Origin of the sequence: Aeromonas sp. 600948, assembly GCF_049174875.1 — a bacterium.
In the GTDB taxonomy this organism is placed as follows: Bacteria; Pseudomonadota; Gammaproteobacteria; order Enterobacterales; family Aeromonadaceae; genus Aeromonas; species Aeromonas veronii_A.
In genome coordinates, this window is record NZ_JAAKTY010000013.1 from 91,308 (window position 1) to 117,370 (window position 26,063).

Sequence of the window (26,063 nt, forward strand, 5' to 3'; positions counted from 1 at the left end):
GTTTCTTTGTCTGAAATCAGGATCCATTCCATGGCCAAACTCAATCTCGTCGTCGGCTCCATGCTGGGCGCCGCCGAATATGTCGCAGACCACGTCGCCAACCTGCTGGAACAGGCTGGCCACCAGACTCGGATCCACAACCCGGCCAAGCTGGCAGAGGTGCTGGATGATGCGGGATCCATCCTGCTGGTGGTCACTTCCACCCATGGTGCCGGGGATGTGCCCGACAACCTGCAACCCTTCGCCAAGGATCTTGCCGAGCAGCATCCGGATCTTAATTCATTGAAATATGGAGTGATTGCCCTTGGTGACAGCAGTTATGACACCTTTTGCCAGGGTGGCAAGACGCTGGATCGGCTGCTGGCCGAATGCGGTGCCAGCCGGATCGGCGAGCGGCTCGACATAGATGTGACCCAACACGAGATCCCCGAAGATGCCGCAGAAGTGTGGATCCGCGACTGGATGACGATGATCGTCTGATCAGCGTGCGGGAGATCCTGAAAAAAAGCTTGATCTCCCCACTTATCCCCAGATCGACTATCCACCGTGTTATTAACAGATTGATCCGGGGGAGTTGTTCTACAAGGTTACCCACAACGCCCAGGGGTAATGTGCATAACTACGGTGTAAAGCTCTGCAAAACCTATAGTTATCCATGTATTAGATCCAGACCGACAGACCTCTGTGTATAAAAGTCCTGGTTATCCCCTCGTTCACCGAGCCAGGATCCAAGCTTTTCCACAAGCTAGGATCGTCCTTAAATTAATGATCTTTATGATCAAAAAGTGCTTATCAACAGAAAGGGCGGATCCTAATAAGAGATCCAGTAAAAGATCGATCTAAAGATCCTTAAGATCTAATTAGTGGATCCTCCCTTCATACTGAACGTTAAGTAGACGTTCCCCTCAGGACGCGAAACAGATAGAATGTTCCGCCCTTTAGCCCAGGCAAATAAAGATCTTCAGGCGTGCAGATCAAGGTGATCCCAATGCAATACCATGAACAATTTGATGTGATCGTCGTCGGTGGCGGTCATGCCGGAACCGAAGCAGCAACAGCGGCAGCCCGTATGGGCATGAACACCCTGTTGCTGACCCACAATATTGATACGCTGGGACACATGTCCTGTAATCCGGCGATCGGCGGGATCGGCAAGGGACACCTGGTCAGGGAAGTTGACGCACTCGGCGGGATCATGGCGCGTGCCATCGATCTTGGCGGGATCCAGTTCCGCACCCTCAACTCCTCCAAGGGCCCGGCAGTACGAGCCACTCGTGCCCAGGCGGATCGCCTGCTCTACAAGGCTGTCGTTCGCCAGATGCTGGAGAACTACCCGAACCTGAAGATCTTCCAGCAGGCTTGTGACGATCTGATCATGGATGGGGATCGTGTTGCCGGTGTGGTCACCCAAAGCGGGATCCGCATCAGCGGCAAGACTGTGGTGCTGACGGTCGGTACCTTCCTGAATGGTTTGATCCACATCGGGATGGAAAACTACAAGGGCGGTCGTGCCGGGGATCCTCCCTCGATCGCTCTGGCCCAGCGCCTGCGTGAACTGCCGCTGCGCATCGATCGTCTCAAGACGGGTACGCCGCCGCGCATCGATGCTCGCAGCGTCGATTTCTCTGTGATGCAGGCCCAGCACGGCGACGATCCGCGCCCCGTCTTCTCGTTTATCGGCGATGCCAGCCAGCATCCCCGTCAGGTGCCCTGCTACGTCACCCACACCAACGAGCGTACCCACGAAGTGATCCGCAATAACCTGGATCGCAGCCCCATGTACGCCGGGGTGATCGAGGGGATCGGCCCGCGCTACTGCCCGTCGATCGAAGACAAGATCACCCGTTTTGCCGACAAGACGGCGCACCAGATCTTCGTCGAGCCGGAAGGCCTGACCACCCACGAGCTCTACCCGAACGGGATCTCTACCAGCCTGCCGTTTGACGTGCAGGTGCAGATCGTTCGCTCCGTGCGTGGCTTCGAGAACGCCCACATCACTCGCCCCGGCTATGCCATCGAATATGATTTCTTCGATCCGCGGGATCTCAAGGCCAACATGGAGAGCAAGTGCATTCCAAACCTGTTCTTCGCCGGCCAGATCAACGGGACGACCGGTTACGAAGAGGCGGCGGCACAAGGCCTGATGGCCGGTCTGAACGCGGCCTTGCGTGCCCAGGACAAGGATCCCTGGAACCCGCGTCGGGATCAGGCCTACATGGGTGTGATGATGGATGATCTCTCCACCCTGGGGACCCGCGAGCCTTACCGCATGTTCACCAGCCGCGCCGAATATCGCCTGCTGCTGCGGGAAGACAACGCCGATATCCGCCTGACTGCCATCGGTCGCGAACTGGGTCTGGTGGATGACGAGCGCTGGAGCAAATTCAACGCCAAGATGGAACAGGTCGAGCTGGAGCGTCAGCGCATGCGTTCAACCTGGATCCACCCGCAACATCCGTCACTGGAGGCAGTCAACGCTCTGGTCAATACCCCGCTGACCCGCGAGCAGAGTCTGGAAGAGCTGTTGCGTCGTCCCGAAGTAACCTACGATGCCCTGATGGCCATCGACGGGGTCGGTCCGGCCATCGCCGATCCGGCCGCCGCCGAGCAGGTGGAGATCCAGATCAAGTACGCCGGTTACATCGAGCGCCAGCACGACGAGGTGGAGAAGCAGCTGCGCAACGAGAACACCCTGCTGCCGCTGGATCTCGACTACCGCGATGTGAACGGCCTCTCCAACGAGGTGAAAACCAAGCTGAACGATGCCAAGCCGCAGACCATTGGTCAGGCTTCCCGCATCTCCGGCATCACCCCGGCGGCCATCTCCATCCTGCTGGTTCACCTGAAAAAACACGGCCTGCTGCGTAAAACCGCCTGAGGAATCCCATGTTGGAAAGATTGAACGGCCTGCTCAAGCAGGCCGAAATTGTTATCACCGATACCCAAAAGAGCCAACTGGTGCAGTTGGTCGAGTTGCTGCACAAGTGGAACAAGGCTTACAATCTCACCTCGGTGCGAGATCCGGACGCCATGCTGGTCAAGCATATCCTCGATAGCCTGGTGGTAAGCCCCCACTTGCACGGTGAGCGCTTCATCGACGTGGGGACCGGTCCCGGCCTGCCGGGATTGCCGCTGGCGATCATCAATCCGGACAAGCAGTTCGTTCTGCTAGACAGTCTGGGCAAACGGATCAACTTCATCCGCCAGGTCATTCTGGAGCTGGGGTTGACCAATGTGACGCCGATCAAATCCCGGGTGGAAGAGTATCAACCCGAAGTCGGGTTTGATGGTGTACTCAGCAGAGCGTTCGCTTCGCTAGAGGACATGCTGAGCTGGTGTCACCACCTGCCGTCAGAACAGGGCTGCTTCCTCGCGCTCAAGGGACAATATCCCGCAGAGGAGCTGGCCCAGTTGCCTGCCAATATCCGTCTGGTAGCCTGTCATGAGCTGCGGGTGCCGGAGCTGGAAGGCGAACGTCATCTGCTGGAATTCAAACATATCCAGCCCGAATAGGGTCGCAGTTTCATTTAGGGGATAGTGTGGGAAAAGTCATTGCCATAGCCAACCAGAAGGGTGGAGTGGGTAAAACCACCACCTGTGTGAACCTGGCCGCCTCCATGGCCGCCACCCGGCGCAAGGTGCTGGTGATCGATCTGGATCCGCAGGGCAATGCCACCATGGGCAGCGGCGTCGACAAGTACGAAGTCGAGCGCACCGCCTATGAGCTGCTGATCGAAGATGCTCCCATCAGCGAGGTGATCATACCCGAAACTTCCGGTGGTTATCACCTGATCGCCGCCAACGCCGACGTGACCGCAGCCGAAATCCGCCTGATGGAGTTTTTCGCCCGCGAGATCCGTCTGCGCAATGCGCTGGCCTCGGTGCGGGACAAGTACGACTACGTCTTCATCGACTGCCCACCTTCCCTCAACATGCTGACCGTGAATGCCATGGCCGCCGCCGACTCCGTGCTGGTGCCCATGCAGTGCGAATACTATGCGCTGGAAGGGCTCACCGCCCTGGTCGACACCATCAGCAAGCTGGCCGCCGTGGTCAATCCCGATCTCAAGATCGAAGGTGTGCTGCGTACCATGTACGATCACCGCAACCGGCTGGCCAATGATGTGTCCGATCAGCTAAAACAGCACTTTGGCGACAAGGTCTACCGCACCATCATTCCCCGCAATGTTAGACTGGCTGAGGCCCCGAGTTTCGGTGCCCCGGCCATGCACTATGACAAATCATCGGTGGGCGCCAAGGCCTACCTGGCACTGGCTGGCGAGATCCTGCGCCGCCAGGAGCAGGAACGTCAGGCGACCATCGCAGACCGAGAGAGCATATGACTCCGAAAAAACGTGGACTGGGCAAGGGGCTGGATGCCCTGCTCAGTACCAGCACGGCTGCCCGCCAGAAACAGGTGATGAGCGATCAGCGCACCGAGCAGGCCATGGCCCCCGCCAACCAGGGGGAGCTGCGCAAGCTGCCGGTGGAGTGGTTGCAGTCCGGCAAGTACCAGCCCCGCAAGGACATGTCCCAGGATGCACTGGAAGAGCTTGCCAACTCCATCCGCGCCCAGGGGGTGATCCAGCCCATCGTGGTACGCCCTCTCGGCGAACAATCCTTCGAAATCATCGCCGGTGAGCGGCGCTGGCGCGCGTCCCAGCTGGCGCGGCTCGAGGTGGTGCCCTGCATCGTCAAGGATGTACCCGACGAGGCTGCCGTTGCCATCGCGCTGATTGAGAACATCCAGCGGGAAGACCTCAATGCCATCGAAGAGGCGGTCGCTTTACAAAGACTACTGACCGAATTCGAACTCACCCACCAGCAGGTGGCCGAGGCGGTGGGCAAGTCCCGCACCACGGTGACCAACCTGCTGCGTCTCAACCAGCTCAACGACGACGTGAAGCGTTTCGTCGAGCATGGCGACCTCGACATGGGTCATGCCCGAGCCCTGCTGGCCCTGAGCGGTCAGGCTCAGTCCGAACTGGCCAAGCTGGTTGCCCAGAAAGGGCTGACTGTACGCGATACCGAGAAGCTGGTGCAAAAAGCGCTTGAACCGGCAAAAGCCAGGGTCGAACCGGCCCGTGATCCGCAGATCGGCTACCTGGAGCGCCAACTGGCAGAAAAAATTGGCAATCAGGTGCAACTTCAGCCTGGCAAGCGGGATAGCGGAAAGTTAGTAATAAGTTACGAGAATTTATCCGATTTGGACCGTATATTGGGCTATTTTGGCGTGTCAGAATCGTGATTCTTACGCTTTTTGTAGTAATAAAACATCCATTCCTTTTGATATGGCCATAACCTTGATTTGCCGCGGAAAGCCGCAAAAATTAAGGATTTTTGTCATATTGCAATAGCGGCCCTCAAGGGTATAATTTGACCGGCTTTAAGAGCTGTTAACATGGGGTCTTCGGATCCCGATTTTTTACAGTTCTGTAATGTTCAGGGGTAGGTTGGTGAAGCAGAAAATAGCCTTGGAAGGTTTTACGCTAGCCTGGGTTATGCTCGTTTGTCAGCTCATCCTGATCCTGGCGATGAGTGCTGTCTGGTTTTATCAGATTAGTGCCAGCGCCGGTTATTCCGCCCTTTACGGAGGGGGGATGTACTGGGTTCCTCAAGCCTTGTTTACTGTCTGGGTGCTGCGCCGCAAGGTGACAACCGAGAGTGTGGGCCTGGTTTTGCGGGACTTTTATGGTGGGGCTGGGATTAAGCTCGTTTCGACAGCAGGTCTGTTTGCTCTGTTGTTTGGTGCGAAAGTCGAGGTCGTTACCGTCTCGTTTTTCGCCACTTATATCCTCGCCCTCGTTGTACAGTGGATAGTCTCATTCACGCTTAACAACCACTATTAGGAAAACTCATGTCTGCAACCGGAGAAGTCCTGACTCCTCAGGGATATATCTCCCACCACCTGACCCACCTTCAAGTCGGGTCCGGGTTCTGGACGGTGAATATCGACTCAATGGTATTCTCCGTCGTGCTAGGCGCCCTGTTTATCCTGCTGTTCCGCAAAGTAGCCGTTAACGCTACCAGCGGGGTGCCGGGTAAGCTGCAGTGCTTTGTGGAGATGCTGGTCGAGTTTGTGAATGGTAACGTCAAAGACATCTTTCATGGTCGCAACAAGGTCATCGCACCTTTGGGGTTGACTGTGTTTGTCTGGATCTTCCTGATGAACCTGATGGATCTGATCCCCGTTGACTTTATCCCTCACGCTGCACAATTGATGGGTATTCCCTATCTGCGTGTGGTTCCCTCTGCTGACGTTAACATCACCATGTCCATGGCTTTGGGCGTGTTCTTCTTGATCCTGTATTACAGCATCAAGGTCAAGGGTATCGGCGGGTTTGTGAAGGAGCTGACGCTTCAGCCTTTCAACCACCCGGCGGCCATCCCGGTTAACCTCATCCTGGAAACTGTTACGCTGGTATCCAAACCGGTCTCTCTGGGTCTTCGACTGTTCGGCAACATGTATGCTGGCGAACTGATCTTTATCCTGATTGCGGGTTTGCTACCCTGGTGGTCACAGTGGATCCTGTCCGTGCCTTGGGCAATTTTCCACATCTTGATCATCACTTTGCAGGCATTCATCTTCATGGTTCTGACCATCGTCTATCTGTCGATGGCACAGGAAGACCATGGTTGATGCGACTCAAATAATCCTTTTTATACAATCAATTACATCTAAATAAATGGAGATCCTCATGGAAAACTTGAACATGGACCTGCTGTACATCGCTGCTGCAATGATGATGGGTCTGGCTGCTATCGGCGCTTCCATCGGTATCGGTATTCTGGGTGGCAAGTTCCTGGAAGGTGCTGCTCGTCAACCTGATCTGATCCCTGTTCTGCGTACCCAGTTCTTCATCGTAATGGGTCTGGTGGATGCGATCCCGATGATCGCCGTTGGTCTGGGTCTGTATGTGATGTTTGCGGTTGCTGGCTAAGTCGTTACGACATCTCCAGGCATAACCCATTAACTAACTAAAGAGGACATCGGCTGTGAATATCAACGCCACCCTCCTCGGCCAAGCAATTGCTTTTTTCTTCTTCGTTGTGTTTTGCATGAAGTATGTATGGCCGCCGCTGATGGCTGCCATCGAAGCCCGTCAGAAAGCTATTGCTGACGGTCTCTCTTCTGCCGAACGAGCCAAGAAAGATCTGGATTTGGCCAAGGCCAACGCCGTCGATCAGCTGAAAGAAGCCAAGCTGCAGGCTGCTGAAATCATTGAACAGGCCAACAAACGCAAGGCCCAGATCATTGATGAGGCAACTGTCGGTGCTCAGGCTGAGCGGGAAAAAATCCTGGCTCAAGGCCGTGCCGAGATTGAAGCTGAACGTCATCGTGCCAAAGAGGAACTGCGCAAGCAGGTTGCTGCTCTTGCCATTGCGGGTGCAGAGAAGATCCTGGCGCGCCAAATCGACCAGGCTGCCAACAGCGACATCGTCGACAAACTGGTAGCTGAACTGTAACGGGAACGGGGCTATGTCTGAACTGACTACAATCGCTCGCCCCTACGCCAAGGCTGCTTTCGAGTTTGCCGTTGAGCACAAGGCGGTTGATCAGTGGCTGGGGATGCTCAGCTTCGCTGCGGAAGTAGTGAAGAACGAGACCATCCACTCCCTGGTTAACGGCTCTGTGGCTGCCGACGAGCTGGCAAAACTGTTTGTCAGCATCTGCGGGGAGCAACTCGACGAGCATGGCCAGAACCTGATCCGGGTAATGGCAGAGAATGGTCGCTTGGGTGTGCTGCCGGCGGTCGTTGCCGAATTTGTGGTGTTCAAGTCTGAACTGGACAAAGAAGTTCAGGCTGACGTGATTTCGGCGATTGCACTGACCGACCAGCAGAAAGCCAATATTCAGGCTTCTCTGGAACAACGTCTCGCGCGCAAAGTGAAGCTGAATTGCAGCATCGACGCGTCCTTGATGGCCGGGGTGCTCATCAAGGCCGGTGATCTGGTTATCGACGGAACTGTCCGCGGCAAGCTGGATCGCATGGCTGACGCGCTGCAATCTTGATTGGGGTATTAGAGCATGCAACTGAATTCCACTGAAATCGCCGAGCTGATCAAGCAGCGCATTGCGCAGTTTGATGTAAAGAGCGAAGCGCGTAACGAAGGTACCATCGTCTCCGTGAGTGACGGTATCATTCGTATCCACGGCCTGGCCGATGCCATGCAGGGTGAGATGATCGAGCTGCCGGGCAACCGCTACGCTCTGGCATTGAACCTGGAGCGTGACTCCGTTGGTGCCGTAGTGATGGGTCCCTATGCCGATCTGGCCGAAGGGATGAAAGTAAAAGGTACTGGCCGCATTCTGGAAGTGCCGGTCGGTCGTGGTCTGCTGGGCCGGGTGGTCAACACCCTGGGTCAGCCTATCGACGGTAAAGGTCCGGTCGAGCACGATGGCTTCTCTCCGGTAGAAGTGATTGCCCCGGGCGTTATCGAGCGTAAGTCTGTTGACCAGCCTGTCCAGACCGGTCTGAAAGCCATCGACTCCATGATCCCTATCGGTCGTGGCCAGCGTGAGCTGATCATCGGTGACCGCCAGGTAGGTAAAACTGCCATTGCGATCGACACCATCATCAACCAGAAAGACTCCGGTATTAAGTGTGTCTACGTTGCGATTGGCCAGAAGGCCTCCACCATCGCCAACGTGGTGCGCAAGCTGGAAGAGCACGGCGCCCTGGCCAACACCATAGTAGTGGTTGCCTCTGCTTCCGAAGCGGCTGCCCTGCAATACCTGGCTCCGTATTCAGGTTGCTCCATGGGTGAGTACTTCCGTGACCGCGGTGAAGATGCCCTGATCATTTATGATGACCTGTCCAAGCAGGCCGTTGCATATCGTCAGATTTCCCTGCTGCTGCGCCGTCCGCCAGGACGTGAAGCATTCCCGGGCGACGTATTCTATCTGCACTCCCGTCTGCTGGAGCGTGCAGCTCGCGTCAACGACGAGTACGTAGAGAAGTTCACCAAGGGTGAAGTGAAGGGCAAAACCGGTTCTCTGACCGCGCTGCCGATCATCGAAACCCAGGCGGGCGACGTATCCGCGTTCGTTCCGACCAACGTGATCTCCATCACCGATGGTCAGATCTTCCTGACTTCCCAGTCTTTCAACGCCGGTATTCGTCCTGCGGTTGATCCGGGTATCTCCGTATCCCGTGTGGGTGGTGCCGCCCAGACCAAGATCGTCAAGAAGCTGTCCGGTGGTATCCGTACCGCGCTGGCCCAGTATCGCGAACTTGCTGCCTTTGCCCAGTTCTCTTCCGACCTGGACGATGCAACTCGCAAGCAGCTGGACCACGGTCAGAAAGTGACCGAGCTGATGAAACAGAAGCAGTACTCTCCGATGAGCGTGGCTCACCAGTCTCTGGTGCTGTTCGCCGCGGAAAAAGGCTATCTCTCTGATGTCGAGTTGAGCAAGATCCTCGACTTCGAAGCCGCTCTGCTCTCTTTCGCCGATACCCAGCATGCTGAGCTGATGGCTGAAATCAATGCCAAGGCTGACTACAACGACGCGATCGTTGGCAAGCTGACTGCGTTGCTGGATGACTTCAAGGCAACCCAGACCTGGTAAGCGAGTGTGGCAGCGCAAGCTGCCACCTGATGGAGAGAAGAGATGGCCGGCGCAAAAGAGATACGTAACAAGATCGGGAGTGTTAAAAACACTCAAAAGATCACCAGCGCTATGGAAATGGTGGCAGCAAGCAAGATGCGCCGTGCGCAGGATCGCATGTCTGCCAGCCGTCCGTACGCTGAAACCATGCGCAAGGTGATCGGCCATATCGCTCAGGGGAACCTGGAATACAAACACCCCTACCTCATCGAACGTGAGGTCAAGCGAGTGGGTTACATCGTCGTCTCCACCGACCGTGGCCTGTGTGGTGGTCTGAACATCAACCTGTTCAAGGCTGCCCTCAATGATATGAAGCAATGGAGCGCGAAAGGTGCCAAGGTTGACCTGGCTCTGATCGGCAACAAAGCCTCCAACTTCTTTGAACGGCACGGCGCCAAGGTGAAAGCTCACGTCGCAGGACTGGGCGATAACCCGAGCGTCAATGACCTGATTGGTTCAGTCAAGGTCATGCTGAAGGCTTACGACAACGGTGAGATTGACAAGCTGTATCTGGTGTACAACAAGTTCGTCAACACCATGGTGCAGCAACCACGGGTCGATCAACTGCTGCCTTTGCCCGTAACTGAAGACAGCAAGCTGGCCAAGAAACACCACTGGGATTACCTCTATGAGCCGGATCCCAAGAAGCTGCTGGATACCCTGCTGGTTCGCTATGTCGAATCTCAGGTCTACCAGGGTGTAGTGGAAAACTTGGCCAGTGAACAGGCAGCCCGAATGGTTGCCATGCAAGCCGCGACTGACAACGCCGGTAACCTGATTAACGATCTGCAACTGGTATACAACAAGGCCCGTCAGGCCAGTATTACCCAGGAGCTGACAGAGATCGTATCCGGTGCTGCTGCGGTGTAAGGCAAGGGTTATCAAAGGTTTAGAGGATTTGACATGAGTAACGGTTTCATCGTCCAAATCATCGGCGCTGTAGTGGACATCGAGTTCCCGCAGAATGCCGTGCCCCAGGTGTACGATGCACTGAAGGTCGTTAGCGAAGGTCAAGGCCAGGGTCTGGTGCTGGAAGTTCAGCAACAGATCGGTGGCGGCGTCGTTCGTTGCATCACCATGGGTTCCTCCGACGGTCTGCGTCGTGGGTTGGAAGTAATGAATAGCGGTAAATCCATCCAGGTTCCGGTCGGTACTGCGACACTGGGTCGGATCATGAACGTACTGGGCGAGCCAATCGACGAGAAAGGCCCGATCGGTGAAGAAGAGAGCTGGTCAATCCACCGTGAAGCCCCCAGCTACGAAGATCAGTCCAACAGCACCGAGCTGCTGGAGACCGGCATCAAGGTTATCGACCTGGTATGTCCGTTCGCCAAGGGGGGTAAGGTTGGTCTGTTCGGTGGTGCCGGTGTAGGCAAAACCGTAAACATGATGGAGCTGATCCGTAACATCGCGATCGAACACAGTGGTTACTCTGTATTCGCCGGTGTAGGTGAGCGTACCCGTGAGGGTAACGACTTCTACCACGAGATGATGGAGTCCAACGTACTGGACAAAGTATCTCTGGTTTACGGTCAGATGAACGAGCCGCCCGGAAACCGTCTGCGCGTTGCGCTGACCGGCCTGACCATGGCCGAGAAGTTCCGTGACGAAGGTCGTGACGTGCTGTTCTTCGTGGACAACATCTACCGTTACACCCTTGCCGGTACTGAAGTATCCGCACTGCTGGGCCGTATGCCTTCCGCAGTAGGTTACCAGCCGACCCTGGCCGAGGAGATGGGTGTTCTGCAAGAACGTATCACCTCCACCAAGACCGGTTCCATCACCTCCGTACAGGCCGTTTACGTGCCTGCGGATGACTTGACTGACCCGTCTCCGGCGACCACCTTCGCCCACCTGGATGCGACCGTCGTACTGTCCCGTCAAATCGCGGCACTGGGTATCTACCCGGCCGTTGACCCGCTGGACTCTACCTCTCGTCAGCTGGATCCGCTGGTGGTTGGCAAAGAGCACTACGAGACCGCTCGTGGCGTTCAGACCGTACTGCAGCGCTACAAAGAGCTGAAGGACATCATCGCCATCCTGGGTATGGATGAACTGTCAGAAGAAGACAAACTGACCGTAGCCCGTGCCCGTAAGATCGAGCGTTTCCTGTCCCAGCCGTTCTTCGTAGCAGAAGTGTTTACCGGTTCTCCGGGTAAATACGTGCCGCTGAAAGAGACCATCCGTGGTTTCCAGGGCATCCTGAAAGGCGAGTATGACGATCTGCCCGAGCAGGCGTTCTACATGGTTGGCGGTATCGACGAAGTCGTCGAGAAATCCAAGAAACTGTAAGCCTCGACAGGAGGGCCCATGGCAGAGATGATCTCCTTTCACCTGGACGTGGTGAGCGCCGAAGGAAAACTGTTTTCCGGTCGCGTGCAATCCGCTCAGGTATCAGGCTCCGAAGGTGAGTTGGGTCTCCGCCACGGTCATGCTCCGTTGCTGACTGCCATCAAGCCGGGCCTGGTCCGCTTGGTGAAGCAGAACGGAACTGAAGAGGTGCTGTACATCTCCGGCGGTATGCTGGAAGTACAACCTGAATCCGTGACCGTGCTGGCGGACACCGCGATTCGTGCTGACGACTTGGATGAGGCGAAAGCCCAGGAAGCCAAGCGCGCAGCCGAAGAGCGGATCCACAGCTCCCATGGTGATATCGACTACGCCCAGGCCGCCACCGAGCTGGCCAAGGCGATGGCTCAACTGCGAGTCATCGATATCGTCAAAAAGAATTACCGCTAATAACGGTGATGTAAAAAGCGACCTTCGGGTCGCTTTTTTTTTACCCGTTGGATAGACTCCGCCGAGTATTTCTCATGTTCCAAAGGCCAATTTATGTCCCTCAACGTCGTGATCCTGGCTGCGGGTAAAGGTACCCGTATGCGTTCCATTCTGCCCAAGGTACTGCACCCGGTAGCCAACAAACCCATGGTTTCCCATGTGATCGATACCGCTCGTCAGGTCGGTGCCGAGCAGCTGCATCTGGTCTATGGCCACGGTGCCGAGCTGCTGAAAGAGCGGATCGTGGCGGCCGATGTGAACTGGGTGCTGCAAGCTCAGCAGCTGGGAACCGGTCATGCCGTCGCCCAGGCCATCCCGTTCTGGAAGGATGAAGACGATGTGCTGGTGCTCTACGGCGATACCCCGCTGATCCAGCCCGAGACCCTGCAGCGCTTGCTCGCCGCCAAGGCTGAAAACGGGATGGCACTGCTGACCGTGGTGCTGGACAACCCCACCGGCTATGGCCGCATCGTCCGTGAAAATGGTCAGGTAGTCGGTATCGTCGAGCAGAAGGATGCCAATGCCGAACAGCTGGCCATTCGTGAGGTGAATACCGGCGTGCTGGTGGCCAATGGGGGCCAGTTGCGTCAATGGTTGTCTCGTCTCGACAACAAAAACGCCCAGGGCGAGTTCTATCTGACCGATGTGATCGCCATGGCTCACAGCGATAATTGCCCGATTGCCGCCGTTCATCCGGAGCGTGCCGCCGAGGTGGAAGGGGCCAACAATCGGGTGCAATTGGCTCAGCTTGAGCGCAGCTATCAGCAGATGCAGGCCGAGAAACTGATGATTGCAGGTGCAACCATGATCGACCCCGCACGCTTTGATTTGCGTGGGGTTTTGGAAATTGGTGAAGAGGTTGTTATTGATGCAAACGTCATCATTGAGGGCAAGGTGACTCTCGGCAATCACGTTCGTATCGGAGCCGGTTGCGTACTGAAAGATTGTGTCATTGGCGATCACACCGAGGTGAAACCCTACTCGGTTATCGAGGGTGCACAGGTGGCAGATCAGTGCTCAGTGGGTCCGTTTACCCGCTTGCGTCCGGGGGCGGTTCTGGAGCAGGATGCGCACGTTGGCAACTTCGTCGAGATGAAGAAGGCCCGTCTGGGGGTTGGTTCCAAGTGCGGTCATCTGACCTATCTGGGTGATGCCGAGATCGGAGCCGGGGTGAATATCGGTGCCGGTACCATCACCTGCAACTACGACGGGGTCAACAAATTCCAGACCATCATCGAGGACGATGTGTTCGTCGGTTCTGATACCCAACTGGTAGCGCCTGTTCGCATCGGCAAGGGGGCCACCCTGGGTGCCGGCTCTACTATTACCAAGGACGTGGGTGAAAATGAACTCGTGATTACCCGGGTACCCCAGCGTCACATCAAGAACTGGGCTCGTCCGGTCAAGAAAACTGATAAGTGATATCAGTATGAAGGCGACCCATGAACAAGCGAATCATCAAGCTCGCAGACGCGAGCCACAGTCTGTTTTCCCGCTTTGTCGATCTGGTGGGAATTTCAGTCTCAATGGTGCTGCTCGCACGGCACTTTGGCTTGTTTCATGGGTTGGACGAGATGTCCCTGGTCACGCTGGGCATGGTGGTCTTCTTTCTGGTCTCCCAGAATACCGGGCTCTATTGCAGCCGGGTTCGTAAACATCTGGCGCAGTCTCTGCTGCGCCTCATCTTCTCCTGGTTGGTAACTGCTACCCTGCTCTACCTGCTGGTCTATCTGGTTCCCATCTTTAAACCCTACCACCCCTTCCCGCTGGAGCTGGCGGTGCTCTGGCTTGCCATGGCCTGCCTCATTTCCACCGGCTATCGGGTGTTGTACCGACTGGTGACCCTCTGGTTCAGCGATGCCTCCTGCTGTCGGCGTGTGGCCATCATTGGCGTGACTCCGGCCGGACTGGCGCTGGAAAAATCCCTGTGGGAGAGCCCGCGTCACGATATTCAGATGCTCGGATTTTTCGATGCCCGTAGCGAAGAGCGCTTCGGTTACCCGACTCGCAGTCCTCTGTTGGGTGATGTCGATGAGCTGCTCGAGCTGGCACGCAAAGGGCTGGTCGACGAAATCTATCTGGCGCTGCCCCTGACCGCCCGGGAGCGTATCAATCACTACCTCTACGAACTCTCCGACACCACGGTTAATACCTATCTGGTTCCCGATTTCTACGAGTACGGCCTGACCGTATCCCACATCGATCGGGTGGGCGATATCTATACCTTCAGCTTTTTCGATTCCCCGTTCGAAGGGGGCGCCGCCCTGCTCAAACGCATTGAAGATCTGGTGTTGGGTTCACTCATCCTGCTGCTCATCTCTCCGGTTATGGCGCTGGTGGCTCTCGGGGTGCGTCTCTCTTCCCCTGGACCCGTGCTCTTCAAGCAGGATCGCTACGGCCTGGGGGGGAAACGGATCCAGGTCTGGAAATTCCGCTCCATGCGCGTCATGGAGAATGATGCCGTGGTGACTCAGGCAACCAGAGGCGATCCCAGAGTGACGCCATTCGGTGCGTTTTTGCGTCGTACCTCGCTGGATGAGCTGCCGCAGTTTTTCAATGTGATTCAGGGCTCCATGTCGATCGTGGGGCCACGTCCCCATGCCGTGGCGCACAACGAGCAGTACCGCTCACTGGTGGAGCGGTACATGCTGCGCCACAAGGTCAAACCGGGGATTACCGGGCTGGCCCAGATAAATGGATTTCGTGGTGAAACCGACACCCTCGACAAGATGGAGATGCGGGTCAAGTTCGATCTCAAGTACATCCAGTACTGGTCGCTCGGACTGGATTTCAAAGTCATTTTCCTGACTGTATTCAAAGGGTTTGTCGGTGCATCCGCTTACTAGCCTCGTTTGCGCCGGACTGCTGCTCTCCCCCTCTCTTTCAGTCCGCGCCGAGGTCACCCCCGTATCCCATCAGGGGCCGCTTGGTCTGGAGATCCAAACCAAGGTGGAGAGCCGTTACGGCCACGACAGCAACCTCTTGTGGCAGCGTGACAGTGGTCAGGCGATTGGCTCCGATTTCGTCGGGATCACCCCGGAATTTCGCTTGGTGGGCGAACGCGGCCTGGATCGCTATCAGTTCAGCTATCTGGGTGATTATCGTCGCTATGGCAGCAGCCATACGGATGACTATGCAGATCACCAGTTCCAGTTTGACGGCAGCTGGCGCTTCTCCCTGCGCAACGCCTTCCAGCTGATGTACCAGTATCGGCTGGGCCATGAGGCGCGTGGCGAGGGGCTGACCGAAGGCTTTATGTTGCAGGGGGATGAGAAGGCTGGCGGTGATGCCACTTTCGGCTGGTTCAACATTGCCGAGCCGCTGCGCTTCAAACGCAGCGAAGTGGGTGGCCGCTACAGTTACGGCGCTCCCGATGCCAGAGGCAAGCTGGAGCTGGCGCTCTCCCACAAGGCGCTGGGCTATCTCGACAAGCACCTCTACCTGCATGACTTTGAACGCTATATGGCCGAGCAGGAGTGGCAGGAGAACACTGCCATTGTCGAGCTGTTCGATCAGGTGACCCATGTCAGCCGTTTTCGTTACACCCTGCAGACCAATCTGCGACGCTATCCGGCCAATCCGCGCAAGGATTCCGACGAGTTTTTTCTCATCACCGGGGTGATGAGCCAGCTGACTGGCAAGACCCGGATCGATGCCAATATCGGCGGGATCTACAAGCGTTTCGTCAACGATCCGCATGCAGAGAGTTTCAAAGGGCTGAACTGGGATCTACGTCTGGAGTGGCAACCGCTCGATTACAGCAAGCTCGCGCTGCTCTCCAGCCGGACCATTCGTGATCCGGGTGGTGACGGCGGCTATGTCAGCAGCCAGCTATATGGCGCCGAGTGGCAGCACCACTGGTCACCCGGAGTTGCGACCACGCTCTCTTATCACGATATCCGGGATGATTATCACCAGTCGGTGGTCTGTGGTAACGACAACCGCCACCGTCAGGACGATATCCATCGCTGGGGCATGGGCATCAGCTACGACATTCGTCCCTCCGTCAATCTGGGGCTCCACTACCAGCAGGCCGACTCCGGCTCCAGCTTTGCCGGGCAGCCCATCGACATCGGCGGCAATTGCTATGGCCGTGCCCTCGGTTACGACAAACAACAGCTTTCTCTTTCACTCAAGGTAGCCATTTAACATGAACAAAAGCGTGATGGTGCTTCTGCTTGGCTGGTTGTTCAGCCTGTCGGTCTGGGCTGGCCAGAGCCCGCAAGGCAACGATTCCGCCTACCGGTTGGCGCCGGGGGATGAGGTCGAAATCCGGGTGTATGGCGAGCCGGATCTGTCGATGAAGTTCAAGGTCGATACCAGTGGCCACGTCAATTACCCCTATCTGGGTCAGGTGCTGCTGATGGGCCATACCACCACTGAGGTGGCCGAGCTGCTGACCAGAGGGCTCAAGCACGGCGTGCTGCTCGACCCCATGGTGACGGTCAACGTGACCACTTTCCGCCAGGTGTTTGTTGCTGGCGAGGTGGCTCACCCAGGTGGCTATGAATACCAGCCCGGCCTGACGGTGGAGAAGGCCGTCGCGTTGGCGGGTGGTTTCACCGATCGCGCCGCCAGACGGGATATCAGCCTGCGCCTCAATGGCAGCGATCAGTTGCTGGAAGAGGTGAGCCTGCAACGGCAGCTAAATCCCGGCGACATCATCACCATCGAACAAAGTTTCTTCTGATCCAGGACGCTCTTCATGACTTCATTGTTGGTTGAAAATGGCCGTGCGCTAGAGAGTCGCCTCGATTTCAGCGGCCCTTGGCGGGTGCTCAAGGCAAACTGGTGGAAGGTGGTGCTGTTTGCCGCCGTGGTGACCCTGGCTGCAGCCCCCTTTATCCTCAGCATGCCGCCCTACTATCAATCCAGTGCGACCCTGCTGCTGAAGGCAGATGCCAACAGCGCTTCCCCTATCGAGCCCGTCTATCGGGTCGATACCAGCCGCCGCGAGTACTACAACACCCAGTTCGAGCTGCTCAAGTCACGCCGGGTGGCCGAGAAGGTGGTTACTCATCTGGGCTTGGCTGAGCTGCCGGAATTCAACGGGCAGCCCAATCCGGACAGCTGGCTGAGCCGCATCAAGGGGCTCTGGAGTGCCGGACATCAAGAGGATGCCTCCTCACGCCACCAGCATGCGCTGGAGTATCTGGCCAGACACCTGACCGTCTCGCCGGTGCGCGATACCCAGCTGGTCAGCATCGGGTTCGAATCCCGTTCTCCCGAGCTGGCCGCCAGCGTCGCCAATGAGGTGGCCCAGACCTACATCGATCTCAATGTGGAGGAGCGGGTCGATGCCAACACCACGGCATCGCACTGGAACCAGAGCCGGCTGGTGGAGATAAAGGCCAGTCTGGAGAAGCAGGAGAAGCAGCTCGGCGATTTTCTTGCCCGCAATGATCTGCTGACGTTTCGCGGCGTAGATGGTCTGCAAACCGAAGAGCTCGGTATCATCACCAACAAGTACGCGGATGCCCGCGAGCGGCGGCTGGCGGCGCAGGCCGAATTCCAGTCCATTCAGGAGTACGGCCGCAATCCGGCGGCGCTGGCTTCCCTGCCCGAGGTCTCCAACCACCCCCAGATGCAGGATCTGCGCATCGCCCTCATCAAGGCCCAGCAGGAGCTCTCCGAGCTGGCCAAGCGTTATGGCCCCAAGCATGACCGTATTCTGCAGGCCGAGGCACGCATCAAGGCGCTCAATACCCAGTCAAACCAGCTGATGCGGGAGATTGCCGACGGTATCGAGGATCGCTACCAGAGCAGCCAGCGCAAGGAGCAGGAGTACCTCGCCCAGCTTGACGAGAAGAAGCGGGAGTTCTCCTCGCTGGCAGTCAAGAAGGATGAGTACAACAACCTGAAGAACAATATCGACAAGACCCGTCAGCTCTATAACGAGCTGTTTCGCCGTCAGGAAGAGACCCGCCTGAACGCTCAGCTGCACGAGTCGAATGCCATCCTCTACGACGCGGCATCGGTGCCCTTGCTGCCTGCCAAACCAAACAAGATGCTGTTTCTGCTGATGGTGGTGATCATGGCGGGCATGGTTGCCGTGCTGGTAGTCATCACTGCCGGAGCGCTGCGCAATACCCTGGATCGTCTGAGCCAGCTGGTCTCCCAGCTCGGTGGTCGGGTGCTTGGTGAAATCCCGCGGCTGGCGGCCCTGCAGGATCAGAGTGCCCTGCTGCGGGTGGGGGCGGTCAATCCCAGAGTAGGTGCCAGTGCCGATGACCTCTACGCCATCATGCGGCTGGAGCCGGGTCAGCTGCAGCGCATCATGATCACCTCGACCGGTGCTGGTGAGGGCAAGTCGACGCTGGCGGCTCTCTGTGCCGCCAGCTTTGCCCGCCATGAGCGAGTGCTGCTGGTGGATGGGGATCTGCGCCGGGGCTCCCTTGGTCGCCAGTTGCTGGGGCAGGCAGCCAGACCGGGGTTAGCCGAGCTGCTCGCAGGCGAAGCCGATTTGGCTGCCTGTCTGGTGCCAAAAGAGGGATTGACCCTGCTGCCGGCTGGCCAGCCGGTCTCCTCCCCGCTGGCACTGCTTGGCTCGCCACGCTGGAGCGAACTGCTGGCAACCCTTGCCGGGCAGTTTGACCGCATCATAGTGGACACCCCTGCGCTGGAAGTCGGCAAGGATGCCCTGCTGCTGGGGCAACCGCTGGATGGTGCCATTCATGTGATCCAGTCCGGCCAGCTGCCGGCCAGTCGGGTGCTGAGCGTGCTGGCACAGCTGCGGGATGCCAGAGTGGCGGTGTTGGGGACAGTGCTGACCCAGGTCGCCGAGCGCGATCTGGAAGGGGCGGAGAACCTGAGATTCTGTGGTGCACCCACCTGGGGCGCGCTATGAAACTGCTGCGCAGCATCACCACCATAGGGGGTGCTTCCGTGTTATCCCAGCTGATCGGGGCGTTCTCGGTCTGGTCACTGTCGCACAAGTTCGACATGGCTGCGGTCGGGCTCTATGCCCTCAGCTACAGTCTGGTGCTGATCGGTGCCCAGCTTGCCACCTTTGCCTCGCAACTGCTGTTGCCCAAGCTGGAGGAGGCCGAGCTGCCCGGCAACCTGATCTTTTCCCTGTTGCAGGTCTGGCTGCTCCCCATCCCCTATGTGCTGGTGGTGGTCTGCTTTTTCTCGCTGCCGCTCTGGCCGCTCTACCTGCTGACCGTGACCCACGGGCTGCTCCTCATCGCCGAGAATCTGGCCCTGCGGGCCGGCCACTACCAGCGGCTCGGTCTGCAGCGTATCTCGGCCTCTGCCGTGGTGCTGCTCTGTCTGCTGTTGGCCCCTGACATGGCGCACTTCTATCAGTTATGGGCCTGTCTGCTGCTGGTGGTGATCGGGGGCTGGTTGTGGTCTGCCTTTACCTGGCACAGTGCCATGCTGAGGGAGGCTGCCCCGCGCCGCTTGCAGCACTTCTTCTCCCGCCATAAAGCGCATCTGGCTGGTGTCGGCAGTGCCGAGGTGCTGGCGATGGTGACGGCCAATCTGCCGACCGTGTTGATCAACTTCTGGTTTTCCCCTCTGGTGGCGGGCTACTTTGCCGTGGTCAACCGCTTCTGTCTGGCGCCCGTGGTGATTGTTGGCAACGCCATCCGCCACTCCATCTTCTCGCGATGGTCGGAGGATTTTCGCCAGCGCCGTTTCAACGGGGAGGAGTTTCGCAAGGTGAAGCGGCTGCTGCTGGCGATGGGCAGTGCGGCCACCCTCGGGATCCTCATCTGCTATCCGCTGGTGATGAAGTGGTTCTTCAATGCGGAGTGGATCGCCTCCATCGATACCTCCCGCTACATGTTGCCCTATGTCTTTACTGCGGTGGCCATCTGCCCGCTGACCGTAATCGAGCTGGTGTTCGGCTCGCCCCGCTACTTTTTGCAGATCCAGCTTGAGCAGCTGCTGGTCGTGGTGATTGCCTTCGTGCTGTTGCCCTGGTTGCAGCAGGAGTACGAGCTCTGCGTGCTGGCCTTCTCTCTGCTGACTGCGGTGCGCTACGGCTTCGTCTTTTTGCGGGTCAACCGCCGGGCTGCCGAGTTGCAGGGGCGGATGGAGCTGCCCTCGTGAACAGTGCCCTCATCATGCAGGCCAATCTGCTGCTGTCGCTGGTGATCTGCGGCCTGGCCCAGTACGTCACCGGCATTACAGCCTTCCTCTGGCTGCCCTTCCTGCTGGCCATTGCCACCTTGATGTTGCTGCCGCTGCAGACGCGTTACAGCCCGCTGCGGCTCGACTATCAGGAGAAGGTGCTGCTGCTGCTCTACTGTGGCTTGCTGGTGCTGGCGCTGCTGGGCACCCTGCTTCAGCAGGGGGGCATGGTGACTATCATCGGTTTCAAGAACGAGCTGGCGCTCTCTTTGCTGCTCCCCTGCCTGTTGCTCGGCTTCTGCCGCGAGTCACAGATTTACCGCATCATGAAGCTGGTGGAGTGGGTCTTCTACCTGCAGATCCCGGTGGTGCTGTTTCAGGTGCTGGTGGTGGTGCCGAAACGGGTGGCAATGCGCGGCGAGTTTGAGAAGTGGGACTCGGTGGTCGGCACCTTCGGGGGGGACCCCATGGGGGGCGGCAATACGGGTGCACTCGGCTTCTTCTGCCTGCTGGTGATGCTGATTAAGCTCTCCGAGTTTCGCCACGGCCTCATTTCGCGTCGTTTGGTCGCTTTTCACATTCTTGCCGCCTTTGCCATCTGTGTGCTGGCCGAGGTGAAGTTCGTCATCCTGTTGTCCCCCTTGCTGCTGGCCTGGGTCTGGCTCTCGCCCAGCTATGTCAGGGGGATGAAGAGCTATGACCTCAAGCGTCTGCTGCTGATTGCGCTGGCGATGACGGTGCTGGTGGCAGTGGCCGTTCTGGTGCTGGCTGCCTCCTACTCATCCGCGTTCGAGGGGGCCGGACAACAGGGGGCCATTGCGCTGTTTATCGACTCCCTCGGTTATATCTTCGATCCCAACCACATCAACCCGGAAACCGGTGAGCTGGGGCGGGTGACGACGCTCTTTTTCTGGGCCTGCAACGGTGATAACCACGGTCTCAGCAATCTGCTGTTTGGTTATGGCCTCAACACCACCAACCATGGCAGCACCCTGCCCGGTTTTCTCAACCCCCTGTTCAACGTGCTGCTCGACTCCACCTCCCTCAGCGTGTTGCTGTGGGAGGTGGGACTGATGGGCACCCTGATCTTCATCGTGCTGATCGTTCTGCTGCTCTGGTGCTGCCGTCCCCGTCCGTTGCTGGATCGCCAGCTGCTGAGCGCGGCAGATGTGCGTCTGCTCAGCTACCAACCCGCTTTCATCGCGTTCGGGATCGCCTGTCTGCTGAGCTTGCCTTACAGCCAGCTGCTGATGCTGATCCCGGTGCAGCAGTTCCTCTTCTATTTCGTGCTGGGTGCCGCCCTGGTGATCCGTTCTTCGGTTCGGCAGGCCACCAGCTCTTGTGAGGTGTCATGACTCCATCCCCCCTTATCTCTGTCATCATCAAGACCTACAACGAGGAGGCAGGGATTGCCGACACCATTGCCAGCATCAGAAGCGCTCTGGCCGACTACACCCACCAGATTATCGTGGCGGACAGTCTCTCGACTGACCGCACCCAGGCGATCGCCTGCCAGCTGGGAGTGACTGTCGTCAGCCTGACCAACCCGGCCGATCGCTGTTGTGGTGTGGGGCCACAGCTTGGCTACCTCTTCAGTGAAGGGGAATTCCTGCTGCTGCTCGATGGCGACATGAAGCTGGAGCCTGAGTTTGTGCCGGCCGCCCTTGCACACATGCACTCCCACCCCGAATGCGGTGGCGTGGCCGGGCGGGCCGAGATGGATGATGCCCGCAGCTATGAGTTCAAGTCGCGCAAGCAGCGCATCAACCAGATCTATCCGCTGGGCGAGTCGCGCTGGCTGTGTGGTGGCGGTCTGTTTCGACGCAGCGCCATCGAGCAGATCGGCTATCTCACCAATCGCAACCTGCATGGTTACGAAGAGGCGGAGCTGGGTATCCGGTTGCGTCAGGCGGGCTATCGGCTGGAGCGGCTCGATGTCCCCTTCTTCTTTCACACCTCCCACACCATGGACTCCCTTGCCCTGATCCGTTACCGCTGGCGCATGGGGTATCTGTTTGCCAGCGGCGAGCTGGTGCGCTCGGCGTGGGGGCAGCCCTATTTTCGCGAGGTGTTGTCGGTGATCCGCTCCGAGCTGCTGTTCGGGCTCTACCTGCTGGCACTCCTGTTCTGCGTACTGCTTTTCGCAGCCGGGCTGCCGTTCTGGTTGCCGCTGCTGGCGCTGGCACCGCTGGGTGGCTTCATCGCTCTCAAGTGGTTGAAAAACCGCTCCCTGCAAGATGCCCTGCGCAGTGTCATGAACCTCTCCATCTATGCAGCTGGCTTGGTACGCGGCCTGCTGTTGCCCCAGCGCTCCCCGCGCGAGGCGCCCGCCCATCGTCTGATCCAGGAGTCATTGCCGTGAAGGTGCTCTTTGCCAACAAGTTCTTTTTCATGAAGGGAGGTGCCGAGACCGTCCTTTTTCAGGAACGGGAGATGGTGCGTCAGGCGGGTCATCAGGTGATCGACTTTGCCATGCAGCATCCGGATAACCTCCCCTCGCCCCAGAGCGGCTACTTTCCGGCCAACGTCGATTATCACCAGCGGCACGGGCTCTTCGATCGGCTGAAGATTGCCGCTCGCTTCATCCACAATCAGGAGGCCTGTGATCGGCTGGCGGAGCTTATCCGTGCCGAGCGGCCCGATATCGTTCACTTTCACAACATCTACCACCAGCTCACCCCGGCGATCATCCGGGTGGCCAAATCCCTGGGCTGCAAGACAGTGCTGACGGCGCATGACTACAAGGTGGCCTGTCCCAACTACAGCATGCTGGTCGATGGCGAGCCGTTCGATCTGACCCGGATCGAGGGTTCCTGGCTCAAGCTGTTTCGCCATCAGTGGCAGGAGGGGTCGTGGGGCAAGAGCCTGCTGCTCTCTGCCGAGGCGGCCTGGCAACAGTGGCGCCGCAACTATGAGCAGGTCGATGCATTGGTGGCGCCGAGCGCCTTCATGGCCGGGATGCTTCGTACCCGGCTGCCCGCTTCCCGCATCGAGGTGATCCTCAATGGCATAGATGTCGAGTCGAGCCGCGAAAGCGGAGAGGATCGGGGGTACTTTCTGTTCCTCGGCCGCCTGATGGCCGAGAAAGGGGTCGAGACGCTTGCCCGTGCCCATCAGCGCATGACGCGGCCGGCGGGCCTCAAAATTGTGGGCGGTGGCCCGCTGCTGGCACACCTCGGGCAGCATTATCCCAATGCCGAACTGCTGGGGTTCAAGCAGGGGGAAGCGTTGCTCGATCTGCTACGCCACGCCAAGGCCGTGGTGGTGCCGTCCGAGTGGTACGAGAACTGCTCCATGTCGGTACTGGAGGCGATGGCCTACGGCAAACCGGTGATCGGGGCTCGAATTGGCGGGATTCCGGAGCAGATCCGCGACGGTCTCGATGGCCTGCTGTTCGAGGCGGGCAATGCCGACGAGCTGGCCCGCTGCATGGACAGGCTGGTGGCCGAGCCGGAGCAGACAGCGGCCATGGGGCGTTCGGCCCGTCAGCGACTGATCGACAACTACTCCCTCGCCAGCCACCAGCAAGCTCTGCTGGCGCTCTACCAGTCGTTGCTGGAGGAGAAACGGAGATGAGTTTCTGGCACGAGTTGAAAGCCGAACTGGCACTCAATCCGAGCAAGACGGCGCGCCTGTTCCTGTTCAGTTACCGGCTGGCACAGACCCGTTATCAGGGAGGCCGCTTTCTGGCGTTGCCCGGCTTGCTGCTGCTCAAGGGATTCAAGCTGTTGTGCGGCCTCGATATCTCGCCAAGAGCCCGGCTGGGTTGGGGTCTGCGCCTCTATCACCCGCAGAATATCGTCATCGGTGACGGCGTGCAGATGGGGCGTGACTGCACCCTGCGCCACAACTGTACCCTGGGCAACAAGCCTGATCGCCAAAGCGGCCAGCTCCTCTCGCCCACCGTGGGGGACGGGGTCGAGTTCGGCACCGGCGCTATCGTCATCGGGGCCATCGCCATTGGTGATCATACCTGTGTCGGTGCCGGTGCCGTCGTTACTCGTTCCGTCCCGGCTCGCGCCGTTGTTGCGGGCAATCCCGCCAGAATCATTCGAGAAGATCATGAAGCAGATTAGTGTGACCGTGCTCGGTACCCGGGGGATCCCCCATGTACTGGGCGGTGTCGAAACCCATTGTCAGTCCCTCTATCCGGAGCTGCACCGCCAGTTCGAAGTGGCCGCGACCGTGCTGGCTCGCGCCCCCTATGTGAATTACCGAAGCGGCGAGTTTGAAGGGGTGGCTCTCAAGGCGTTGCCCACCCCCAAAAAGAAGTCGCTGGAGGCAATCCTCCACTCTCTGCTCGCGGCTTTTTACTGCCGCCGTCATGCCTGCGATCTGGTGCATGTCCATGCCATCGGCCCGGGGCTGGTGGTGCCGCTGCTGAGGTTGCTTGGCAAGAGGGTGGTCTTTACTCATCACGGCCCCGATTATGACCGCCAGAAGTGGGGGGCGCTGGCCAAGTGGGTGTTGCGTCTTGGCGAGCGCTGGGCGGTACGTTATGCCAGCGAGGTGATCGTTATCTCCGAAGTGATCAACGAGGCGATCCGCCGCCAGTACGATCGCCAGGACGCCCACCTCATCTACAACGGGGTGAAACGGGTCGGGTTGCCGGCAGCGGACAAGAGGGAACTGACGCTGGCCCGTTTCGGACTGACCGCTGGCAGCTATCTGGTGGCGGTGGGCCGCTTCGTCGAAGAGAAGGGGCTGCACGATCTCATCGCCGCCTACCGCCAGCTCGATACCGAGCTGCCGCTGGTACTGGTGGGGGATACGGATCACCCTACCCCCTACAGCGAGCGCTTGCAGCGGATAGCGGATGAAACACCGGGGGTGATCCGCACCGGTTTCCTCAATGGCGAGGCGCTGATCAGCGTCTTTTCACAAGCCGCCTTGTTTGCCATGCCCTCCTATCACGAGGGGTTGCCGATCGCCCTGCTGGAGGCACTCTCCTTCTCCCTGCCAGTGGTGGTGAGCGACATTCCCGCCAATCTGGCGGTGGCGCTGCAACAGGAGTGCTATTTCCCGGTCGGCGATGTTAGTGCGCTGGCAGAGCGACTCAACGCCCAGCTGACTCGCGGCAAGGTCGATTACAGCGATTATCTGCAGCGGTATGATTGGCAGCGGATCGCCGGCCAGACCATGGCGGTCTACCGCAAGGCCGTGGGCCAGCCGCAAGGAGAGAAGCAATGAACTCGCTACAGCAGAAGTCGCAGGGGGCGATAGACCGCTTCTACCGTGCTCTCTCCCCCGAGGTGGCCGGGAGCCTGAGTGAAACCCAGCGCGACGGTATAGAGCAGGCGCTGCGGCTGATGAGTGATGGCAAGTCGCACACCATCAACGTCAACAGCGCCTTCGGCATCGGTCGCTGGCGCTGCTATCTGGTGGTGCTGATGGGACGGGATCGCCGTCACCGCGGGCGGGAGAGCGGCTTTCGCTTTCACCTCAAGGTGCTGCTGACCACCCTGCTGTTGCTGCTGGGGATCTGCGGCATGGTGCTGCTGCTCTATCTGGTGAAGTCAGCCCTTGGCATCGACATCTTCAAGCACTTCTCGTTCGGGGTGTGGGATCTGTTTAAAAAGAGCGTGCTGATGTAATG

26 protein-coding genes are annotated in these 26,063 nt (G+C 58.4%); all 26 read left to right on the forward strand.

What is annotated here, in order from left to right; translation table 11 throughout:
* Positions 1-30 precede the first annotated feature (30 nt).
* The gene (gene mioC / locus G5182_RS12715; RefSeq protein WP_227341686.1) at positions 31-480 is read left to right on the forward strand and encodes an FMN-binding protein MioC; all 450 of its coding nucleotides are present in this window, start codon (positions 31-33) and stop codon (positions 478-480) included.
* A gap of 508 nt (positions 481-988) precedes the next feature.
* A complete protein-coding gene (gene mnmG, locus G5182_RS12720; protein ID WP_227341685.1) occupies positions 989-2,878 on the forward strand; it encodes a tRNA uridine-5-carboxymethylaminomethyl(34) synthesis enzyme MnmG in 1,890 nt (629 codons plus the stop codon).
* A gap of 8 nt (positions 2,879-2,886) precedes the next feature.
* Positions 2,887-3,513: a 16S rRNA (guanine(527)-N(7))-methyltransferase RsmG gene (rsmG, locus tag G5182_RS12725; RefSeq protein ID WP_227341684.1), complete on the forward strand. Its 627-nt coding sequence runs from the start codon at positions 2,887-2,889 to the stop codon at positions 3,511-3,513.
* A gap of 26 nt (positions 3,514-3,539) precedes the next feature.
* Positions 3,540-4,343 carry a ParA family protein gene (locus G5182_RS12730; protein ID WP_216952494.1) on the forward strand — a complete coding sequence of 268 codons (804 nt, stop codon included), beginning with the start codon at positions 3,540-3,542 and terminating at the stop codon, positions 4,341-4,343.
* Positions 4,340-5,248, forward strand: a complete 909-nt coding sequence (locus tag G5182_RS12735; protein ID WP_227341683.1) for a ParB/RepB/Spo0J family partition protein — start codon at positions 4,340-4,342, stop codon at positions 5,246-5,248. Before G5182_RS12730 ends, G5182_RS12735 begins: the two co-directional genes overlap by 4 nt.
* Before the next feature lie 190 nt (positions 5,249-5,438).
* Complete coding sequence (locus G5182_RS12740) at positions 5,439-5,849, forward strand: ATP synthase subunit I (protein ID WP_216952492.1); 411 nt, start codon at positions 5,439-5,441, stop codon at positions 5,847-5,849.
* Between the two features lie 8 nt (positions 5,850-5,857).
* Positions 5,858-6,640, forward strand: coding sequence for a F0F1 ATP synthase subunit A (gene atpB, locus G5182_RS12745; RefSeq protein WP_216952488.1), 783 nt, complete (start codon positions 5,858-5,860; stop codon positions 6,638-6,640).
* A gap of 58 nt (positions 6,641-6,698) precedes the next feature.
* Positions 6,699-6,941, forward strand: coding sequence for a F0F1 ATP synthase subunit C (gene atpE, locus G5182_RS12750; RefSeq protein ID WP_005307205.1), 243 nt, complete (start codon positions 6,699-6,701; stop codon positions 6,939-6,941).
* 55 nt (positions 6,942-6,996) lie between these two features.
* Complete coding sequence (atpF, locus tag G5182_RS12755; protein WP_204480536.1) at positions 6,997-7,467, forward strand: F0F1 ATP synthase subunit B; 471 nt, start codon at positions 6,997-6,999, stop codon at positions 7,465-7,467.
* 13 nt (positions 7,468-7,480) lie between these two features.
* The gene (gene atpH, locus G5182_RS12760) at positions 7,481-8,014 is read left to right on the forward strand and encodes a F0F1 ATP synthase subunit delta (RefSeq protein ID WP_204480539.1); all 534 of its coding nucleotides are present in this window, start codon (positions 7,481-7,483) and stop codon (positions 8,012-8,014) included.
* A 15-nt stretch (positions 8,015-8,029) separates the two neighbouring features.
* On the forward strand, positions 8,030-9,571 hold the full coding sequence (gene atpA / locus G5182_RS12765; protein WP_216952485.1) for a F0F1 ATP synthase subunit alpha: 1,542 nt from the start codon (positions 8,030-8,032) through the stop codon (positions 9,569-9,571).
* A gap of 42 nt (positions 9,572-9,613) precedes the next feature.
* Positions 9,614-10,480 (forward strand): F0F1 ATP synthase subunit gamma, encoded by an 867-nt coding sequence (gene atpG / locus G5182_RS12770; protein ID WP_041210471.1) that lies wholly within the window; start codon positions 9,614-9,616, stop codon positions 10,478-10,480.
* Positions 10,481-10,513: 33 nt separating this feature from the next.
* A complete protein-coding gene (gene atpD / locus G5182_RS12775) occupies positions 10,514-11,902 on the forward strand; it encodes a F0F1 ATP synthase subunit beta (RefSeq protein WP_026455856.1) in 1,389 nt (462 codons plus the stop codon).
* An 18-nt stretch (positions 11,903-11,920) separates the two neighbouring features.
* Positions 11,921-12,349, forward strand: coding sequence for a F0F1 ATP synthase subunit epsilon (locus G5182_RS12780; protein WP_005339345.1), 429 nt, complete (start codon positions 11,921-11,923; stop codon positions 12,347-12,349).
* Between the two features lie 93 nt (positions 12,350-12,442).
* The gene (gene glmU, locus G5182_RS12785; protein WP_227341682.1) at positions 12,443-13,810 is read left to right on the forward strand and encodes a bifunctional UDP-N-acetylglucosamine diphosphorylase/glucosamine-1-phosphate N-acetyltransferase GlmU; all 1,368 of its coding nucleotides are present in this window, start codon (positions 12,443-12,445) and stop codon (positions 13,808-13,810) included.
* A 20-nt stretch (positions 13,811-13,830) separates the two neighbouring features.
* Positions 13,831-15,234, forward strand: a complete 1,404-nt coding sequence (locus tag G5182_RS12790) for an undecaprenyl-phosphate glucose phosphotransferase (protein WP_216952480.1) — start codon at positions 13,831-13,833, stop codon at positions 15,232-15,234.
* Positions 15,218-16,537 (forward strand): outer membrane beta-barrel protein, encoded by a 1,320-nt coding sequence (locus G5182_RS12795; RefSeq protein ID WP_421254426.1) that lies wholly within the window; start codon positions 15,218-15,220, stop codon positions 16,535-16,537. The genes G5182_RS12790 and G5182_RS12795 overlap by 17 nt, the downstream gene beginning before the upstream one ends.
* Before the next feature lies 1 nt (position 16,538).
* The gene (locus G5182_RS12800) at positions 16,539-17,078 is read left to right on the forward strand and encodes a polysaccharide biosynthesis/export family protein (RefSeq protein ID WP_201963337.1); all 540 of its coding nucleotides are present in this window, start codon (positions 16,539-16,541) and stop codon (positions 17,076-17,078) included.
* Positions 17,079-17,093: 15 nt separating this feature from the next.
* A complete protein-coding gene (locus G5182_RS12805; RefSeq protein WP_227341680.1) occupies positions 17,094-19,235 on the forward strand; it encodes a GumC family protein in 2,142 nt (713 codons plus the stop codon).
* The gene (locus G5182_RS12810) at positions 19,232-20,446 is read left to right on the forward strand and encodes a lipopolysaccharide biosynthesis protein (protein WP_227341679.1); all 1,215 of its coding nucleotides are present in this window, start codon (positions 19,232-19,234) and stop codon (positions 20,444-20,446) included. The genes G5182_RS12805 and G5182_RS12810 overlap by 4 nt, the downstream gene beginning before the upstream one ends.
* Entirely contained in the window at positions 20,443-21,822 is a 1,380-nt protein-coding gene (locus tag G5182_RS12815) for a capsular biosynthesis protein (RefSeq protein ID WP_227341678.1), read from the forward strand. The genes G5182_RS12810 and G5182_RS12815 overlap by 4 nt, the downstream gene beginning before the upstream one ends.
* The gene (locus G5182_RS12820; protein ID WP_227341677.1) at positions 21,819-22,829 is read left to right on the forward strand and encodes a glycosyltransferase family 2 protein; all 1,011 of its coding nucleotides are present in this window, start codon (positions 21,819-21,821) and stop codon (positions 22,827-22,829) included. Before G5182_RS12815 ends, G5182_RS12820 begins: the two co-directional genes overlap by 4 nt.
* Positions 22,826-24,043 (forward strand): glycosyltransferase family 4 protein, encoded by a 1,218-nt coding sequence (locus tag G5182_RS12825; RefSeq protein ID WP_150390036.1) that lies wholly within the window; start codon positions 22,826-22,828, stop codon positions 24,041-24,043. Before G5182_RS12820 ends, G5182_RS12825 begins: the two co-directional genes overlap by 4 nt.
* Positions 24,040-24,543: a serine acetyltransferase gene (locus G5182_RS12830; RefSeq protein ID WP_100652112.1), complete on the forward strand. Its 504-nt coding sequence runs from the start codon at positions 24,040-24,042 to the stop codon at positions 24,541-24,543. Before G5182_RS12825 ends, G5182_RS12830 begins: the two co-directional genes overlap by 4 nt.
* The gene (locus G5182_RS12835; RefSeq protein ID WP_227341676.1) at positions 24,530-25,657 is read left to right on the forward strand and encodes a glycosyltransferase family 4 protein; all 1,128 of its coding nucleotides are present in this window, start codon (positions 24,530-24,532) and stop codon (positions 25,655-25,657) included. The genes G5182_RS12830 and G5182_RS12835 overlap by 14 nt, the downstream gene beginning before the upstream one ends.
* Positions 25,654-26,061, forward strand: coding sequence for a hypothetical protein (locus tag G5182_RS12840; protein ID WP_216960059.1), 408 nt, complete (start codon positions 25,654-25,656; stop codon positions 26,059-26,061). Before G5182_RS12835 ends, G5182_RS12840 begins: the two co-directional genes overlap by 4 nt.
* The last annotated feature ends 2 nt before the right edge of the window (positions 26,062-26,063 follow it).

Excerpts from the sequence above, each read along its gene's own strand:
- mioC (WP_227341686.1), top strand. The coding sequence starts at position 31 with ATGGCCAAACTCAATCTCGTCGTCGGCTCCATGCTGGGCGCCGCCGAA.
- mnmG (WP_227341685.1), top strand. The coding sequence starts at position 989 with ATGCAATACCATGAACAATTTGATGTGATCGTCGTCGGTGGCGGTCAT.
- rsmG (WP_227341684.1), top strand. The coding sequence starts at position 2,887 with ATGTTGGAAAGATTGAACGGCCTGCTCAAGCAGGCCGAAATTGTTATC.
- G5182_RS12735 (WP_227341683.1), top strand. The coding sequence starts at position 4,340 with ATGACTCCGAAAAAACGTGGACTGGGCAAGGGGCTGGATGCCCTGCTC.
- G5182_RS12740 (WP_216952492.1), top strand. The coding sequence starts at position 5,439 with ATGTTCAGGGGTAGGTTGGTGAAGCAGAAAATAGCCTTGGAAGGTTTT.
- atpB (WP_216952488.1), top strand. The coding sequence starts at position 5,858 with ATGTCTGCAACCGGAGAAGTCCTGACTCCTCAGGGATATATCTCCCAC.
- atpE (WP_005307205.1), top strand. The coding sequence starts at position 6,699 with ATGGAAAACTTGAACATGGACCTGCTGTACATCGCTGCTGCAATGATG.
- atpH (WP_204480539.1), top strand. The coding sequence starts at position 7,481 with ATGTCTGAACTGACTACAATCGCTCGCCCCTACGCCAAGGCTGCTTTC.
- atpA (WP_216952485.1), top strand. The coding sequence starts at position 8,030 with ATGCAACTGAATTCCACTGAAATCGCCGAGCTGATCAAGCAGCGCATT.
- atpG (WP_041210471.1), top strand. The coding sequence starts at position 9,614 with ATGGCCGGCGCAAAAGAGATACGTAACAAGATCGGGAGTGTTAAAAAC.
- atpD (WP_026455856.1), top strand. The coding sequence starts at position 10,514 with ATGAGTAACGGTTTCATCGTCCAAATCATCGGCGCTGTAGTGGACATC.
- G5182_RS12780 (WP_005339345.1), top strand. The coding sequence starts at position 11,921 with ATGGCAGAGATGATCTCCTTTCACCTGGACGTGGTGAGCGCCGAAGGA.
- glmU (WP_227341682.1), top strand. The coding sequence starts at position 12,443 with ATGTCCCTCAACGTCGTGATCCTGGCTGCGGGTAAAGGTACCCGTATG.
- G5182_RS12790 (WP_216952480.1), top strand. The coding sequence starts at position 13,831 with ATGAACAAGCGAATCATCAAGCTCGCAGACGCGAGCCACAGTCTGTTT.
- G5182_RS12800 (WP_201963337.1), top strand. The coding sequence starts at position 16,539 with ATGAACAAAAGCGTGATGGTGCTTCTGCTTGGCTGGTTGTTCAGCCTG.
- G5182_RS12805 (WP_227341680.1), top strand. The coding sequence starts at position 17,094 with ATGACTTCATTGTTGGTTGAAAATGGCCGTGCGCTAGAGAGTCGCCTC.
- G5182_RS12810 (WP_227341679.1), top strand. The coding sequence starts at position 19,232 with ATGAAACTGCTGCGCAGCATCACCACCATAGGGGGTGCTTCCGTGTTA.
- G5182_RS12820 (WP_227341677.1), top strand. The coding sequence starts at position 21,819 with ATGACTCCATCCCCCCTTATCTCTGTCATCATCAAGACCTACAACGAG.
- G5182_RS12830 (WP_100652112.1), top strand. The coding sequence starts at position 24,040 with ATGAGTTTCTGGCACGAGTTGAAAGCCGAACTGGCACTCAATCCGAGC.
- G5182_RS12835 (WP_227341676.1), top strand. The coding sequence starts at position 24,530 with ATGAAGCAGATTAGTGTGACCGTGCTCGGTACCCGGGGGATCCCCCAT.
- G5182_RS12840 (WP_216960059.1), top strand. The coding sequence starts at position 25,654 with ATGAACTCGCTACAGCAGAAGTCGCAGGGGGCGATAGACCGCTTCTAC.